This window comes from Lysinibacillus macroides, from assembly GCF_001281525.1.
In the GTDB taxonomy this organism is placed as follows: domain Bacteria; phylum Bacillota; class Bacilli; order Bacillales_A; family Planococcaceae; genus Lysinibacillus; species Lysinibacillus macroides.
In genome coordinates, this window is record NZ_LGCI01000010.1 from 53,105 (window position 1) to 67,754 (window position 14,650).

16 protein-coding genes and 1 riboswitch are annotated in these 14,650 nt (G+C 41.9%); of the genes, 1 reads left to right on the forward strand and 15 read right to left on the reverse strand.

Going from position 1 to position 14,650, the window contains the following annotated elements:
- The first annotated feature begins 419 nt into the window (after nt 1-419).
- Nucleotides 420-1,058 carry an ATP-binding cassette domain-containing protein gene (locus tag ADM90_RS15050; RefSeq protein WP_053995777.1) on the forward strand — a complete coding sequence of 213 codons (639 nt, stop codon included), beginning with the start codon at nt 420-422 and terminating at the stop codon, nt 1,056-1,058.
- Between the two features lie 127 nt (nt 1,059-1,185).
- Here ADM90_RS15050 and ADM90_RS15055 read toward each other — a convergent pair whose 3' ends face one another.
- The 15 genes from ADM90_RS15055 to ADM90_RS15125 all read right to left on the reverse strand — a co-directional run bounded on the left by ADM90_RS15055 (nt 1,186) and on the right by ADM90_RS15125 (nt 14,649).
- Complete coding sequence (locus tag ADM90_RS15055; protein ID WP_053995778.1) at nt 1,186-2,226, reverse strand: ribonucleotide-diphosphate reductase subunit beta; 1,041 nt, start codon at nt 2,224-2,226, stop codon at nt 1,186-1,188.
- A 13-nt stretch (nt 2,227-2,239) separates the two neighbouring features.
- Nucleotides 2,240-4,453 (reverse strand): ribonucleoside-diphosphate reductase subunit alpha, encoded by a 2,214-nt coding sequence (locus ADM90_RS15060; protein ID WP_053995779.1) that lies wholly within the window; start codon nt 4,451-4,453, stop codon nt 2,240-2,242.
- A 156-nt stretch (nt 4,454-4,609) separates the two neighbouring features.
- A riboswitch (cobalamin riboswitch) is annotated at nt 4,610-4,798 on the reverse strand.
- Between the two features lie 110 nt (nt 4,799-4,908).
- Nucleotides 4,909-5,592, reverse strand: coding sequence for a hypothetical protein (locus ADM90_RS15065; protein ID WP_053995780.1), 684 nt, complete (start codon nt 5,590-5,592; stop codon nt 4,909-4,911).
- Nucleotides 5,589-6,086, reverse strand: a complete 498-nt coding sequence (locus ADM90_RS15070) for an ECF transporter S component (protein WP_053995781.1) — start codon at nt 6,084-6,086, stop codon at nt 5,589-5,591. Before ADM90_RS15070 ends, ADM90_RS15065 begins: the two co-directional genes overlap by 4 nt.
- Nucleotides 6,087-6,103: 17 nt before the next feature.
- On the reverse strand, nt 6,104-6,496 hold the full coding sequence (locus tag ADM90_RS15075; protein ID WP_053995782.1) for a bifunctional adenosylcobinamide kinase/adenosylcobinamide-phosphate guanylyltransferase: 393 nt from the start codon (nt 6,494-6,496) through the stop codon (nt 6,104-6,106).
- The gene (locus ADM90_RS15080; protein ID WP_053995783.1) at nt 6,448-7,044 is read right to left on the reverse strand and encodes a histidine phosphatase family protein; all 597 of its coding nucleotides are present in this window, start codon (nt 7,042-7,044) and stop codon (nt 6,448-6,450) included. The genes ADM90_RS15075 and ADM90_RS15080 overlap by 49 nt, the downstream gene beginning before the upstream one ends.
- A complete protein-coding gene (gene cobS / locus ADM90_RS15085; RefSeq protein WP_053995784.1) occupies nt 7,017-7,793 on the reverse strand; it encodes an adenosylcobinamide-GDP ribazoletransferase in 777 nt (258 codons plus the stop codon). Before cobS ends, ADM90_RS15080 begins: the two co-directional genes overlap by 28 nt.
- A 22-nt stretch (nt 7,794-7,815) precedes the next feature.
- On the reverse strand, nt 7,816-8,391 hold the full coding sequence (locus ADM90_RS15090; RefSeq protein WP_053995785.1) for a bifunctional adenosylcobinamide kinase/adenosylcobinamide-phosphate guanylyltransferase: 576 nt from the start codon (nt 8,389-8,391) through the stop codon (nt 7,816-7,818).
- Nucleotides 8,392-8,403: 12 nt separating this feature from the next.
- Nucleotides 8,404-9,009, reverse strand: coding sequence for a histidine phosphatase family protein (locus ADM90_RS15095; RefSeq protein ID WP_053995786.1), 606 nt, complete (start codon nt 9,007-9,009; stop codon nt 8,404-8,406).
- Entirely contained in the window at nt 9,006-10,094 is a 1,089-nt protein-coding gene (cobD, locus tag ADM90_RS15100; RefSeq protein ID WP_053995787.1) for a threonine-phosphate decarboxylase CobD, read from the reverse strand. The genes ADM90_RS15095 and cobD overlap by 4 nt, the downstream gene beginning before the upstream one ends.
- Entirely contained in the window at nt 10,081-11,037 is a 957-nt protein-coding gene (gene cbiB, locus ADM90_RS15105) for an adenosylcobinamide-phosphate synthase CbiB (RefSeq protein WP_053995788.1), read from the reverse strand. The genes cobD and cbiB overlap by 14 nt, the downstream gene beginning before the upstream one ends.
- Complete coding sequence (locus ADM90_RS15110) at nt 11,031-11,717, reverse strand: adenosylcobinamide amidohydrolase (protein ID WP_053995789.1); 687 nt, start codon at nt 11,715-11,717, stop codon at nt 11,031-11,033. Before ADM90_RS15110 ends, cbiB begins: the two co-directional genes overlap by 7 nt.
- Before the next feature lie 120 nt (nt 11,718-11,837).
- Entirely contained in the window at nt 11,838-12,020 is a 183-nt protein-coding gene (locus tag ADM90_RS15115) for a hypothetical protein (RefSeq protein WP_053995790.1), read from the reverse strand.
- 103 nt (nt 12,021-12,123) lie between these two features.
- The gene (locus tag ADM90_RS15120) at nt 12,124-13,482 is read right to left on the reverse strand and encodes an aspartate kinase (protein ID WP_053995791.1); all 1,359 of its coding nucleotides are present in this window, start codon (nt 13,480-13,482) and stop codon (nt 12,124-12,126) included.
- Nucleotides 13,483-13,896: 414 nt separating this feature from the next.
- Nucleotides 13,897-14,649 (reverse strand): glucose 1-dehydrogenase, encoded by a 753-nt coding sequence (locus ADM90_RS15125; protein WP_053995792.1) that lies wholly within the window; start codon nt 14,647-14,649, stop codon nt 13,897-13,899.
- Nucleotide 14,650 lies beyond the last annotated feature (1 nt).

Below are 14,650 nucleotides of genomic sequence, written 5' to 3' on the forward strand. Positions count from 1 at the left end.
TTATACCAAGAGAAAAAGTATCCAATGATTGGATTCAGACATTAAATTATTTATACACTTCTAATTCTCTCAATTTGATTATTAACCAGTTTTGTTTACTTATATTATCCTTTTTTTTACTAGCATTAATCAATTTATTTTTTATTTTTTTGATAGATAATCTCGCCTTTACTTTTTTATTAACCCTAATGTGTTTTATCCTATCTATAACAATAGGGAGCACCTTTCCTAGTATATTGAAATGGTTGCCTTTAACATCTGGTTTATTAGCCTTTCACGAATTAAATAATTATTCATTAATGTGGTGTTACTTTAACGTGTTAATTAGTATTGTTGTATTAATTGTTGTTAATTTCAGGCTATTTAAAATTCGCAGAGAGTATCTTTTTATGCGGCATGAATAAAGGAGAATATGTATAATGAATACTATACTAGAAATACAAAATTTATCGAAAGAAATAAAGAATCGTACATTGTTAAAAAATATTCACATGAAAATAGATAAACCAGGAATATATGGAATAATAGGAAGAAATGGTTCTGGCAAAAGTATATTATTTAAAACAATTGCTGGGCTTCTTGTTCCATCTAAAGGTGTGGTTAAAGTTTTCGATGAAGATATTGGAACAGGAAAATTCCCTAAAAATTTTGGCGCTTTATTAGATATTCCTGGTTTTCTTCCACACTATTCAGGTATTCGTAATTTAAAATTATTAGGATCTATTCAAAATCGTGTAACTGAAGAAGATATCAGAAAGGTCCTCACTTTAGTTGGTCTGAATCCAGATGATAAAAATGCTGTGCGTAAATATTCCCTTGGTATGAAGCAGCGTCTTGGAATTGCCCAAGCCATTATGGAAAAACCAGAACTCTTAATTTTGGATGAACCAATGAATGGACTTGATGAATCTGGCGTATCGGATATTCGAAATATGCTAATAAATTTCAAAAAACAGGGAATGACTATTTTGCTAGCTAGTCATAATGCTGAAGATATATCTCTTTTATGTGACAGCGTGTATAAAATGGATAATGGTGAATTAACACAACTCCATTAGCCTTAATGTATCAACATCTTTCAGTTTCAATACTCAGAAACAGCTTGCTCGCTTTTTACGCGAACAAGCTGTTTTGTTTCCCGCTATAAAGGCTGGTACAATTGACCGCGAACAAGGCAGGAAGGTGTTATAAATCATCAAAACCATTATCTTCTACATTCACTTTAACATATTGACGTGAACGCTGCTCAAAGAAGTCTGTTTTGCCTTGGTCCACATCCTCATAAGCCTTAATCCATTTCAATGGATTTTTGCGATAGCCGTCAAATGGGCGGTCAACGCCAAGCTGATTACAGCGCACATTGGCATAGAAGTGGACATAATCATGGACGTCCTCAACATCAAGACCTTCAATTTTATCGCCAATCACTTCATTTGCCCAGTCAATTTCAAGCTGCACGGCTTCACGGAAAATATCCTGTACCCTCTCTTTACGCTCAGGTGTATCATATTCTGGATATTCCGTTAATAGCTCCTGATAAATTTTTACAAATAAATCGACATGTAGCTGCTCATCGCGATTAATATAATTGATCATCGTAGACGTAGCAACCATTTTTTGATTGCGCGCTAAATGATAGAAGAAGGCAAAACCTGAATAGAAAAATAAGCCCTCTAAAATTACATCATAAATAATGGCCTCTAGCATATTATCAACCGTTGGCTCCTCGGAAAATGCACGGTAGCCTTTAATCACAAAATCATTGCGACGCTCTAGCACAGGCTCCGTACGCCAAAAATCAAAGGTACGATCCTGCTCAGCTTTATTAACGATACTTGATAGCACATAGGAATAGGAGTGGTTATGAATCACCTCCTGCTGCGCTAAAATAATCATTAACGCATTCAAGCTGGAATCGGTTAAATAGTCTGCCACTTTGCCAGCAAAATCCGTTTGTACACTATCCAATAGTGCAAGTAAGCCAATAATTTTTAAAAAGGATTCTTGCTCATCTCTTGTCAGCTCTGAGAACTGCTTAACATCATTGCTCATATTAATTTCAAAGGGTGTCCAGAAGTTACCGAGCATTTTTTTATACTTAGGATACGCCCAGCTAAAGCGGACGTCATCCCAGTTTAAAATATTGGAGGAGCGCCCGTTCACAATACCTGTGGAACGGTTTGGCGCTTCCTTATCCATAATTTGTCGTTTCGTAATTGTTGTCATCGTTTTATTCCTCCTAGCTTGCACAAGACTCACATTCTAATAATTCGACAGATGTGGAGCGTACATAATAGGTTGTTTTCACACCACTTGCCCAAGCGTTCATATGCAGTGCCAGTAAATCCTTCGCCTTAATGGTATTTTGAACATATAAATTCAATGAAATGCCTTGGTCGATATGGCGGGCACGGGCTGCATTTTGCTTAATTGTCCAATTTTGATCGATGAAATAAGCAGATTTATAGTACCAAGTCGTTACTGGTGATAAATCAGGCACAGTCACAGGAATTTTGTAGTCCTTCTTCTCCTCTGAGTAGCTCTTTTGGAAAATCGGGTCAATCGTTGCTGTACTACCTGCTAAAATCGATGTCGATGAATTTGGAGCAATGGCCATCACATAGCCATTACGCATTCCCTCTTTCGCCACTGCCTCACGTAAAGCATTCCATTTGTCGCTATGATAGCCACGCTTGTCAAAGTAGGCTCCTGTTTGCCAATCAGAGCCCTTAAACAAAGGATACGCTCCTTTTTCACTTGCTAAGGCATTTGAAGCACGAATCGTTAAATAGGCAATTTCCTCATACAGCTTGTCCGCGTATTCTACGGCTTCCTCAGACTCCCATTGAATTTCCTTCAGCGCTAATAAATGATGCCAGCCAAATGTGCCAAGTCCAATACCACGGTAACGTAAATTGGTGCGCTCTGCCTGCTTTACGGGAATCGTATTTAACGCAATGACATTATCAAGCATACGTACTTGAATCGGAATTAAACGCTCTAATACACCCGCAGGTACAGCTTTGCCTAAATTAACAGACGATAGATTACATACAACAAAATCGCCCGGCTTGCGACGAGTCACGATAACATCATCTTCTAGTGTGATCGATTCAAATTCCGTAGATGACATGTTTTGGCATATTTCAGTACACAAATTCGAACTGTAAATCATGCCTTCATGCTGATTCGGATTCATGCGGTTCACTTCATCACGGTAGAACATAAATGGCACACCTGTTTCGAGCTGTGAGCGCATAATTCGCTTCATAATATCAATGGCTGGTACGACTTCACGGCTTAATAATGGATTTGCCACACATGCAGCATAGTTCGTGCGGAAGGAACCATTGCCCTTTGCTTCATCGTAGGAATCCTCTAAGGAGAAGCCCATCACCTCACGTACTTCATGCGGGTCAAATAAATGCCAATCCTCACGTGCCTCCACTGCTTCCATAAAAATATCTGGTATGCATAGCCCTGTAAAAATATCATGGGCACGTAAACGCTCATCCCCATTATTTAGACGTAAATCTAAAAATGTAAAAACATCTTTATGCCAAACATCTAAATAAACAGCGATGGCTCCTTGACGTTGTCCAAGCTGGTCAACCGAAACAGCTGTATTATTCAGCTGCTTAATCCACGGTAGCACGCCACTGGATGCGCCCTTAAAGCCTTTAATGGAGGAGCCACGGCTACGAATTTTGCCCATATAAACGCCGATACCACCGCCATATTTTGATAATGTCGCCACATCGGTATTTGTATCATAAATGCTTTGTAGGCTATCATCGACTGTATCGATAAAGCAGCTAGAAAGCTGACCATGTGTTTTCCCAGCATTGGATAATGTCGGTGTCGCTACTGTCATATATAAATTACTCATCGCCCAATAGGCTTCTCGAACTTTTTCAAGACGATTTTCTGTTTCATCCTGCATTAATGTCATGGCGATGACCATCCAGCGCTCCTGAGGAAGCTCTACAGGTGTTTTTGTATAATCACGCACAACATAACGATCCATTAACGTCTTTAAGCCAATATAAGTAAATAGCTCATCACGGCTAGGCTCTAAATAACTTGCTAATTGTTGAAGCTCTTGCTCACTATATTTTGTTGTTAAGCTTTCATGATATAAGCCAGCCTCTGTATAACGAGCTAATTGCGCGGGAAATACTTGATAAACATCCTTTGGTGAAACACCACGGCGCGTCGCAAATTGATCGTATAGTTTTGCTAAATAAATGCGTGCAGCCACAAATGTCCAGTAGGGCTCCTCCTCATCAATCAGGCTAAGTGCTTGTAAAATCATCGCATCTGCCCATGCTTCAAATGTGGCATTGTCATTTTTGCGTAGCCAACGATCTGATAGTCTGACAAAGCTTTCAAGTTCATCCTCCGTGTAACTATTTTTTAACTTCGCCATTTGCTGTTCAATTTGCACTGTCATCTCTTCTCTCCCTTTCTCCCAACAACATAAAAAAGCGATCCTGCAACATCTATCGGTTGCGGGATCGCTGTAAAATCGGAAATGGAAATGAAGGACATGCACACAAAGAAGTGAACAAATCTCTCGCCTCCACTTCTCAATCCCCGAAGAATGTGTTGCTGTCTTGAACAATGCGGCAGGTCTCCTGGCTTATGCTTCCTCCAAATAATCACCTTCCCATTAAAAAACAGTGGCTTTTCGATTATTTGTCAGCACGTACAGTTGCGGGGACAGCTTCGGCTTGCAAGCATACTTGCTCCGAATTCCCTTTTAAACCATCTTGGTACCGCTTGTCCAACATACTATATATTGTGTTTTGATTCCTAAACAAATCTAACATATTGTGTTTCGTGTTGCAATAGGTGTTTCGTCCCTTGCCATTTTCAACACAGCTCATCTGCTCGAAACAAGCCCTATTACAGTGTAGTTTTGCGTAATTTTTCAAAATTTCTTAGGAAAAATTTTTCTGCCTGCTGCTCTTTTTCAGGATCAATGCCAAGCAAAATGACTGTACAGGGCCCGGCTGATTTGGTTATATCAAGAGAGCATTCAGGCTGCTGTTCTCTAAAAAGACGAACCAATTCTCCCTGCAGCCCCTTTGACCCGACTGGCCATACTTGCTGCACAATTTCTGCCTGCCAGGCCTGAAAAATGGGTTGAAGCTGTGCAACATCTTCAGGCTGCGCTACTACCTCTGCGCCAACAAGCGGCAAACCATAAGTGTACCAGCTAAGCTTTTCATGGTCAAACGCTGCACGTTGTTGTGGCTCGCCAAGCATTGTAATCGCTAAGCCTGATTGTTTCGTTGGCATATTGGATTCTGTGCTCCCCGCAACGGCAGGACACGCAAGACCGATTTCCTTAAAGACCTGTTGTATCCCTGCAATATACCGCGCCCATGCGGCATCCCCTGAAAAATTCGCCAGTAAAATTTGCGTAGGAATGGCTTGTGCGGCAAGCTGCTCTAAAAAGGTGACACGGGCTGTCATATAGGCTGTAAGCTCATCCGATGCTGCTACACTATCTTGCGTTTTTTGCCCAATAGCTGCCGCATTATCCATCGTGGCAATCAAGTTCCCTACCTTTATCGCATTTCTCATGATACGCTACCTTCCTTGCGTACAAAAACTTTTCTTAACACAGGCATCACGATTGCCACAATGACTAAATTGAGCGCTGTTGCTGTACAAATACTTATCAATGCGCCCCAGAAAAATGCTGGGCTAATCAGAAAATAAAAAGGCACGGGCGCAATAATGCCATTTAGCACAAAAGCAATAGGCCATTTCCAAATATGCATACCTTTTTTATGCATAACGCCAAAAACCCATACAACAATAAACATTTCAACAGCAATGATCAAATGCAGTGGTCCAAATGGAAAGCCCGCTGTGAGTGCTGTAAGAAAATGACCGAGCATTCCTGCCGTCCCTGCCAATACAGGTGGTAAAAATACGACACCTAAAAAGGCAGGTGCTGAGTCAAGTGCAGCCGTTGACACAAATGGGATTGGTACTTTAATCATCGCACCTACTGCACAAATAGCTGCTAGCATCGCTGCCAATAGCCATGTCATCAATTTTTGTCGCTTCATTCCATTTCTCCTCTTCCTTACTTGATTTGCTCACCAATGCCATACCAAATGCGGACAATTTGCTCTGCCTCTGCAAATAAAGCTTGGTATAAACGTCCACAAGTATCGCGCAGTAGTCGTGCCCGCTTATCCATCGGTACAACGCCACGTCCCATATCGGTCACAATAACTGCTAAGGTACACTGCTGTGCCAATGTCTTAAGCCTTGTTACAACCGTTTGAATTACCCTATCATCTTCCTCAAGTTGTTGCGTCAGTAGCCATGTTTCCAAATTTTTGATAACTAGTACATCACAAGTTGGCACATTCATTGGGACTTCCCCCTCTATAAGAACCACCTGTTGCGGCTGATAAAAGCGCATTACATAGTCGGTTTTGCCATTATAGGCCCCGCCAATAAAGATATGCATCTTGCTCCCTCCTCCCAAGCCTGACGGGTAAACGTTAAGGTAAATTGCTGGTCATGTGGTACATGATACGACCAAAACGGTTGTTCAGTTGGGGCAAATACCACAAGTAAGGCACGAATCACACCACCATGGACAACGAGATAATAACTATCTTCATCTTTTGGTAAAGAACGGAAGCCCGCTACTACACGTGCTGTAAATGTCGCCAAACGCTCTCCTTGTGGCGGTGGCGTCTGATTAGGATCTTCTAGCCAGGCTCGATACTGAGGATTGGCTTGTAAATCCATATACGTCTTGCCCTCAAATGCCCCAAAATTCATCTCACGCAATCTTGCATCTGCACAATAGCTAGCATGTGGAAAATAATAAGACGCCGTTGTTTGACAGCGCAGCAAATCACTACCATATACTTGTTGAACGGTAGCATCCATCACAGCAAGTGCTGTTGGATTAGCTAATGGTGCATCCGTCCAGCCAAGATAGCGTTTTTCTATATTGGCAGTTGTTGGCGCATGTCTGATTAAGCGCACAGTAACAATGTCCCCCATAGCACAACCTCCATTCCTTCAATTGAAGCGCCCAATAAATCCCCTGATACACCGCCAAAGTTACGCAATGTAAACTGTCGAAATAGCACAAGCGCTATCCCTAAAACAATGACAAGGATCACTGGTAGCATCGAAAACTGTGTCACAGCAAGCAACACCGCCAGCCCCAAGACAAGTGATAGCAGCATCCCAATGTTTAAGTGAGCTGCATCAATATGTGACCGAAAATAATAGGCAAGACCTTTTTCCTTAGCACATTTTAGTGAAAGAAAATAAAAGCTCATTCCTACTCGTGTTAAGAAAGGTACAACGATAACCATCCATAAGACAAATTTTTGCTGGACAAATAGTTCATGGAGAATAACAAATTTCCCCATTAATAAAAACAATACAGACAGTACACCAAATGCACCAACACGCGGATCATCTAAAATTTCTAGCCGTTTCTCACGATCTCGATAAGAAAAATAAGCATCCCCCATATCAATAAAGCCATCTAAATGTAAGCCACCTGTCCATAAAGCAAATAGCCCCAGCACAATAAACGCCAGCATTACCTCACTGCTTGTCGTCCACTGTGTCATGCTATAGAGGATTGCTGCCACGGTTGTCCCCATCAATGCCCCTATCCATGGGAGGCAGACAAACATTCCTGTAATCGTTGTTCTTGTTAATGGCAGTTCTTTATGTACAGGCAACACCGTAAAAAATTGAAATGCTAGCAGTAGGCTATGCCAAATAGTTTTCATTGTCCTGCCTTCTTTCTCTCTATTATTTCCACTTTTTAACGATACCGTAATGGATTTCATAGGCTTCTCGAGCAATAGCTACAAACCATTGGTGAAATTGACCTAATGTCTGTCGATAAAGCTCCACCTCATAGCTTGCATAGGAGGGCTCATCAAACAGCTCATTGGACACCACCAGCAAGGTAACACCCCTTTTCAACAGTGCCTCAATAGCCTGCTTCACACGCGTAAGTTTATGATCTACACAACCAGGCTGTGCAAGACATGGTGTGCCACTCTCAAAACCTTCGTAAAAAGCATTTGTCAGCCACGTTGTGACACAATCCCATAGCACAATATCATCAGCTTGATAGATTGCGAGCGCATCAGCTATTGCATAGGGAGCTTCCATCGTTTGCCATTCGATGGGCTGTGCCTGTCGATCTGCCTGATGACGTAAAATCCGTTGCTGCATTTCCTCATCCAAGGCAATACCAGAGGCAAGATAAATTAAGCGGTTCGCTGTAGAGGACTGTGCTTGATAATAATGCATCGCCATTTGTTCAGCGAAATGGGATTTTCCACTACGCACACCCCCTGTTATAAAAATCAGTGGCATCTATGACACCTCCTATTGTAAATGATCGATTTTGCCAATTTCTTTAACAAGCCATTGTTGGTCTTTATAGTCAATAATCGTTACACTTGTTCCATGTAAGGAGGCTGTCCATAGCTCGCTAATATTGCGTTGTAAAATCGCATTTAGCATACAGTTAATGGTAACAGCATGTGACACAACTAGTATATATTCTTTCTGGTGCTGCTCGGCGATTTTTTTCAGCGTAAACATGGCTCTTTCTGTGACAGCTCCAAAGCTTTCGGTATGTACCGCTATATATTGCGCCGGATAATGCGTATATAGCTCATAATCCAGTCCGTCTGTCGCAATAATATCTTCAATCTTCTGGCCTTGCCAATTTCCTAAATAGATTTCTCGTAAATCAGCCTCATAATAGATAGGTAGCTGTCGCTTAGCCGTTAAAATTTCCATGGTTGCCTGTGCTCGGCCGCTTGAGCTACTATAAGCAGCCGCAAAGGGAATGGCCTGTAATTGCTGCTGAAGCTTTTGAGCAGCCTCTCTACCATTAGCCGTTAATGGAGAGTCTAACCAGCCCTGTAATCGCTGCTCTTGATTCCACACGGTTTCTCCATGCCTTACTACATAAAAAGTTGTCACGTTGCTCTCTCCTCATTAAACCATCCTTGCAAGCAATGATATAAGTAAGTCATCGCTGTTCCATCTTTGATGCCAATGCGGAACCATTGCCCCTGTAAGCCTTGAAAGTTTTTGGTATGGCGCATCACAACGCCCTTTGCTAAACAATATGTAAAAAAGCGATCCACCTGCTGGTCACGAGGTAAAGAGAAACAAACATAATTGGTCACGCTATTTGTTACTTGACAGCCATTTTCCTGTAAATAGCGCTTTAGTTGCTCCCGTTGTGTGGTAACATAGGCAATCGCCTGCTGACAATAGTGCTGCTCATCCAAGCAGCCTGCTCCAATGACTAGTGCAAAGGCATTTATATTCCAATGTGGTAGCACCTCTCGCAATGTCGCTACAATTTGCGGATGGGCGATTAAATAGCCAAGCCGTAAGCCTGGAATCGCATACATTTTTGTCATGGAACGTACCACGATGACATGCGGATTTTTGATACTAGCATGAATCATGGAAGATGCCTCGTCCACCCAATCCATAAAAGCCTCATCCAGCACAAGCTCACAGCCAACTGCGGCTCCATGCGCTATTAATGCCTCTATATCCTCTTTTTTAGGCAATACTCCTGTTGGATTATTAGGCGTACAAAGATAAAGCGCATCCGCCTGCACCATTGCCTGCTTAAGCTGTTCCATTGGCAATGTATACGCCATAAAATCTGTGACAATCACTGACATAATCGTTGCCCCGACAGTACGTAGTGTACGCTCATATTCGGAGAAGGTTGGATGCACAATAATGACACGCTTCTGTGCATAACGTCTTGCCAGCGCATTAAATAGCTCTGCTGCGCCATTTCCTAGGACAATTCTATCCTTTGCCACTTGATGAAAGGCTGCTACCTTTGTTAGAAAAGGCTCGCCATGTGGATCTGGATAACGTTGAAGCAATGGATAAAATGTTTGCCAGCATGCCTCCACAAAGGCTGGTGGTCCTGCGGCATTGACATTTTCACTAAAATCATAGACCTTCGTTGGCATCTGCAAGCCTAATTGCTGATAAACATGCTGCGGATTTGCGCCATGATTAGGTAATAACATAGATCAACACCTCCACTGTCACCATGACAAGCGTAAAGAGCAATGTAGCCATACGCATGTGCGTAATGGATGCTACAATATGCTCCTTCGTTAATGGCACTAGCTTTTCTCCCATTAATGCACGGTGAGAAATAGCCCCTTGATAGCTATTTTTGCCTCCAAGCTGCACCCCAAGCTGTACAGCCGTTGCTGCCTCTAAATAGCCACTATTAGGACTTGGATGCTTCCTGGCATCCTGCACCCAACGCTTTAAGCGCTTGCCAAGCGACCAGTTTGTTTCATTTTTTGTACCTAGCACCATTAGTAAGCCTGTTAGACGACTTGGAATAAAGTTTAACACATCATCCAGCTTCGCCGAGAACATGCCAAAGTCCTGATATTTTTCATTTTTATAGCCAACCATGGAATCTAATGTATTGACAGCCTTATAGCCCCATAAGCCAATCGCGCCAAAGAGTAACGCATAAAAAAGCGGAGCCGTTACACCATCGCTTGTATTTTCAGAAACGGTTTCCACCACGCCACGGACAATTTCATCCTCGCCAAGCTGATCGGTATCACGTCCTACAATCCATGATAGCTTCACACGTGCTTCAGCAAAATCTCCCTGTACAAGCGGTTCATATACCGCCAGCGCCGCTTCCTTTAAGCTACGCTGTGCCAAGCCAATACCAATGAGCAGCCCTTCTACTACAATGCCAAAGAGCAAGCTTACCTGATAGCTCAGCAGCACAATCAGTGTAACCACAAACATCGTTGTACCAACAACAGCTAGTGCCATCACCATGCCACGCAGCTTACGCCATTTCCCCTTATTCCATAAAGCGGTTTGTGCTTGAATGAGCTTACCAATCCAGCGCACGGGATGCGGCAGCTTTGGCGGGTCTCCCACCACTAAATCAAATAACAGTCCTATTAGACAGGCAATGATCAGTGTCAACATTGTGCCTTCTCCTCTTTATCCTTTTTATAGTTGCCAATCGCCTCACGCATCGTTGTATAGACACCATAACCAATCACCTTGCCCAGCGTCGTAATGGGTCCTGCATATTGATGGTAGTCGCCCTCTTCGGTAGAGGCAATTAGTAAACTATCTGTAGAGGTACCTGTAGCCTGTGTACCCGTTGTGGGGTCTGTCACCTCTTCATCCATCAGGGCTTTCACCTTCGCCTCTGTTGTGGAAATCATCGCCTGAAATAATGCTTCATCAGACAGCTTACCATTAATGAGCACCCATGTATTAATGGTGCCTGCATGATACTGCTCCGTACGATGAAAAGCATGTGTAATATCAACAGCATTTCCTAGCCCTGCTGTAATCATAATAACAATATGGATACCTTCATATGTAAATTCCCGAACAGTTGCAAACTTGGCTTGGACAGCCGTCATCATTGCCACTGTATTGTCGATAGGAAAGCCCTGTGCCTGCAAAAATTGCTGGTATTCACGGTGGGGCTGTCTTTCATCATATGTAATCGGCACTGTGCGGTTCATCAAATGTGTATAATAGCCAAAGCCAGGATTATGCATCGCCGAGGATACAACCTTTAATGGCGAAGCGGCTCGTAGGGCAATATAGTTGTCAACAACTTCAATATGCTCCTTACTAAGTATGGGCATCTTCTCATCTCCTTTTTATTCGTCTGGAATGGCACATAAAAAAACAAATTCTTGCAAGAAGAATTTGTACTGTTGATGCTCTAACATTATACTTAAATTATTTATGCTTGCCCAGCACTGTTATTGTTTTTGTTTAAGATGCTTAAAGCGAATGACAGAACCAATAATAATAAAGATCCATCCAATGACTATGTAGACAATTTTCATCGTGTTTGTTGATGACGGTAAAATATCCATAATCGTTAAACAGACAATAACGATCCCAATAACCGAAAATAACATACCGATTGATAAATTTTTCATGCAAGCTCCTCCCAACTATGTACGCCCTCGATTTTACCGTATTCTCCGCAAAAAGAAAACACCAATCCAAGCAAAGAACACCTGGATTAGTGTGGATGTTGTATTAAGCTTTCGCATGTGCAAAAAACTCTTCATATAGCGCTTGTAAAATGCGGTTTTCATATTCCTGAAGGACACCGAAAACAAGACTTACTTCAGACGAACCTTGATTGATCATTTCAATGTTTGCACCTGTTTTTGAAATCGCTGTAGCAGCGCGGGCAGCTAATCCTGTATTATGACGCATTCCTTCCCCAACAATCACAATCATGGAAAAGCCATGACGCATCTCTACGTGCTCTGCATGTAACTCTTCTTTCACACGGCTAATAATGCGTGCTTCACTTTCTGGTGTTAGCTGATTTGAACGCATAATAACGGAAATATCATCTAAACCAGATGGTGTGTGCTCATAGGAAATATGCTCATCCTCTAAAACTTGTAGTAGCTTCCGTCCGAAGCCTACTTCACGGTTCATTAAATATTTAGAGACATATAGAGTTGAAAAGCCACTGTCTGCCGAGATACCTGTAACGGGACGACCTGTTGCAGGGCGGCTTGGTACAATACGTGTACCTGGGGCTGAAGGGTTATTTGTATTTTTGATGTTCACTGGCACCCCAATCTTATAAACAGGCATTAACGCTTCATCATGGAATACGGAAAAGCCTGCATAGGATAATTCACGCATTTCGCGATACGTAATTTCTTTAATTTCCACTGGATCATTGACAACCTTCGGATTTGCAGAGAACACACAATCTACATCCGTAAAGTTTTCATAGAGCTCCGCTTCAACGGCTGCGGCTAAAATAGAGCCTGTAATATCAGAGCCACCGCGGTCAAATGTTCGCAATACGCCCGCTTTAGTGTAACCGAAGAAACCTGGGAACACAATAATTTCTTTTGTCTCTTTTAATGGGGCTAAATTTGTATAAGCCTCTGGTAAAGCAAATGTACGTTCTGGTAAATCATTGACCACCAAACCTTCCTTCGGACTTACATAGCGAGCAGGCATACCGATTGCATTAAAATAAGCGGCAATCAGCTTTGCGTTATTATCTTCACCTGCTGCTTTAATGTTATCGACAAATAAATCAATATTCGTTTTATCGCCTTGCACACGTTCACGTAAATCTTCAGCAATAATATCACAAATGGCATGGTCTAATGCTAAACCGTCTGCAATCGCCTGATAGCGAGCAACAACCAGCTGTAATTTTTCCTCGATATTCTCCTGCTGTAGCGCTGCATTTGCTAGTTGTATTAATAGGTCCGTTACTTTTATATCGTCACCAGAGCGTTTCCCTGGCGCTGAAACAGCAACGATTTTACGTGCTGGATTAGATTGCACAATATTTGCTACTTTTTGAATTTGCTCTGCGCTTGCTACAGATGTTCCACCAAATTTACATACGATCATATCTATCAAATCCTAACTTTTTCAAATTAATTGTATTCCTATAAAAAACATTTGACTGTACACAGTGTACAAATTATCATTTCCCACGTCAATACAATTTCAAAAATTCACGCAACTTATCGAGAAAATGAACAATTTTCGTACTATTTGATTTATTATACGGATTTCATTTGAAATAGTTAAGGTTTTTATGCTTTTTTTTCAGGATGTTCACATAACTTTAATGAAGAAAACGCTTACTCTTCCTATAATATGCTTTATAAGGAACGATGTTTGTGTTTATTAAGATTTTGTGAAAGTGCAAGGGGTTTACGTGACGAAATTCGTTCTCCTTTTTTTATTAAGGAAGCCCTCTTAGTCCATAGAAAAAAACTAGGCTCACATTGCTGTGATACCTAGTTTTTGTTCATGCTATTAAATAGCTGTCCAGCCACCATCAATAACTAGCTCCGCACCTGTCATAAAGCGTGATTCATCAGAGGCAAGGAAAACAACACCATACGCTACATCTTCAGGCTCCCCAAAGTACGGTAGCTGTGTATAGGCTTGGTAATAAGGAAGTGCGCCACCTTCCTCCATTGTTGGCGCTGTCATCGGTGTTACAATAATACCAGGATGCACCGAATTGACGCGGATTTTATCTTTGCCATACTCAATAGCAGCCGATTTGGAAAGCACACGTAGCGCTCCTTTTGCAGCGGTATAGGGGCTTGTCCCAGCCATCCCCACAATACCACCAATGGAAGAAATATTGATGATTGAACCGCCACCAGCCTTTTGCATTTCGGGAATGACATATTTCATGCCAATGATACAGCCATTCAAATTAATATCCATGACTTTATTCCATTCATCCATTTCCATATTGGCAATCGTTTTTGGTGATGAAACACCTGCATTGTTGACAAGCACATCGACTTTGCCATAAGCCTTTACTGCCTCTGCAATCACAGCTTTCCACTCATCCTCAGAAGTTACATTATGCTGAAGACCAATAATATCTCCACCATTTTCTTTAATATCTGCGACTAAGTTCATCAATGGCTCAATTTGTACATCTGTTGCAATCACCTTTGCTCCTTCTTGCGCAAAAAGCTTTGCCTCTGAGGCACCCATACCCATTGCTGCCCCTGTAATAATCGCTACTTTTCCCGTTAAACGACCCATC

What these genes read in the sequence shown, in the direction of transcription:
- ADM90_RS15110 (WP_053995789.1), bottom strand. Translation starts at nt 11,717, where the DNA reads ATGCCCATACTTAGTAAGGAGCATATTGAAGTTGTTGACAACTATATT.
- cbiB (WP_053995788.1), bottom strand. Translation starts at nt 11,037, where the DNA reads ATGTTGACACTGATCATTGCCTGTCTAATAGGACTGTTATTTGATTTA.
- ADM90_RS15120 (WP_053995791.1), bottom strand. Translation starts at nt 13,482, where the DNA reads ATGATCGTATGTAAATTTGGTGGAACATCTGTAGCAAGCGCAGAGCAA.
- cobS (WP_053995784.1), bottom strand. Translation starts at nt 7,793, where the DNA reads ATGAAAACTATTTGGCATAGCCTACTGCTAGCATTTCAATTTTTTACG.
- ADM90_RS15050 (WP_053995777.1), top strand. Translation starts at nt 420, where the DNA reads ATGAATACTATACTAGAAATACAAAATTTATCGAAAGAAATAAAGAAT.
- cobD (WP_053995787.1), bottom strand. Translation starts at nt 10,094, where the DNA reads ATGTTATTACCTAATCATGGCGCAAATCCGCAGCATGTTTATCAGCAA.
- ADM90_RS15090 (WP_053995785.1), bottom strand. Translation starts at nt 8,391, where the DNA reads ATGCCACTGATTTTTATAACAGGGGGTGTGCGTAGTGGAAAATCCCAT.
- ADM90_RS15125 (WP_053995792.1), bottom strand. Translation starts at nt 14,649, where the DNA reads ATGGGTCGTTTAACGGGAAAAGTAGCGATTATTACAGGGGCAGCAATG.
- ADM90_RS15055 (WP_053995778.1), bottom strand. Translation starts at nt 2,226, where the DNA reads ATGACAACAATTACGAAACGACAAATTATGGATAAGGAAGCGCCAAAC.
- ADM90_RS15080 (WP_053995783.1), bottom strand. Translation starts at nt 7,044, where the DNA reads ATGGGGGACATTGTTACTGTGCGCTTAATCAGACATGCGCCAACAACT.
- ADM90_RS15070 (WP_053995781.1), bottom strand. Translation starts at nt 6,086, where the DNA reads ATGAAGCGACAAAAATTGATGACATGGCTATTGGCAGCGATGCTAGCA.
- ADM90_RS15060 (WP_053995779.1), bottom strand. Translation starts at nt 4,453, where the DNA reads ATGACAGTGCAAATTGAACAGCAAATGGCGAAGTTAAAAAATAGTTAC.
- ADM90_RS15115 (WP_053995790.1), bottom strand. Translation starts at nt 12,020, where the DNA reads ATGAAAAATTTATCAATCGGTATGTTATTTTCGGTTATTGGGATCGTT.
- ADM90_RS15065 (WP_053995780.1), bottom strand. Translation starts at nt 5,592, where the DNA reads ATGAGAAATGCGATAAAGGTAGGGAACTTGATTGCCACGATGGATAAT.
- ADM90_RS15075 (WP_053995782.1), bottom strand. Translation starts at nt 6,496, where the DNA reads ATGCATATCTTTATTGGCGGGGCCTATAATGGCAAAACCGACTATGTA.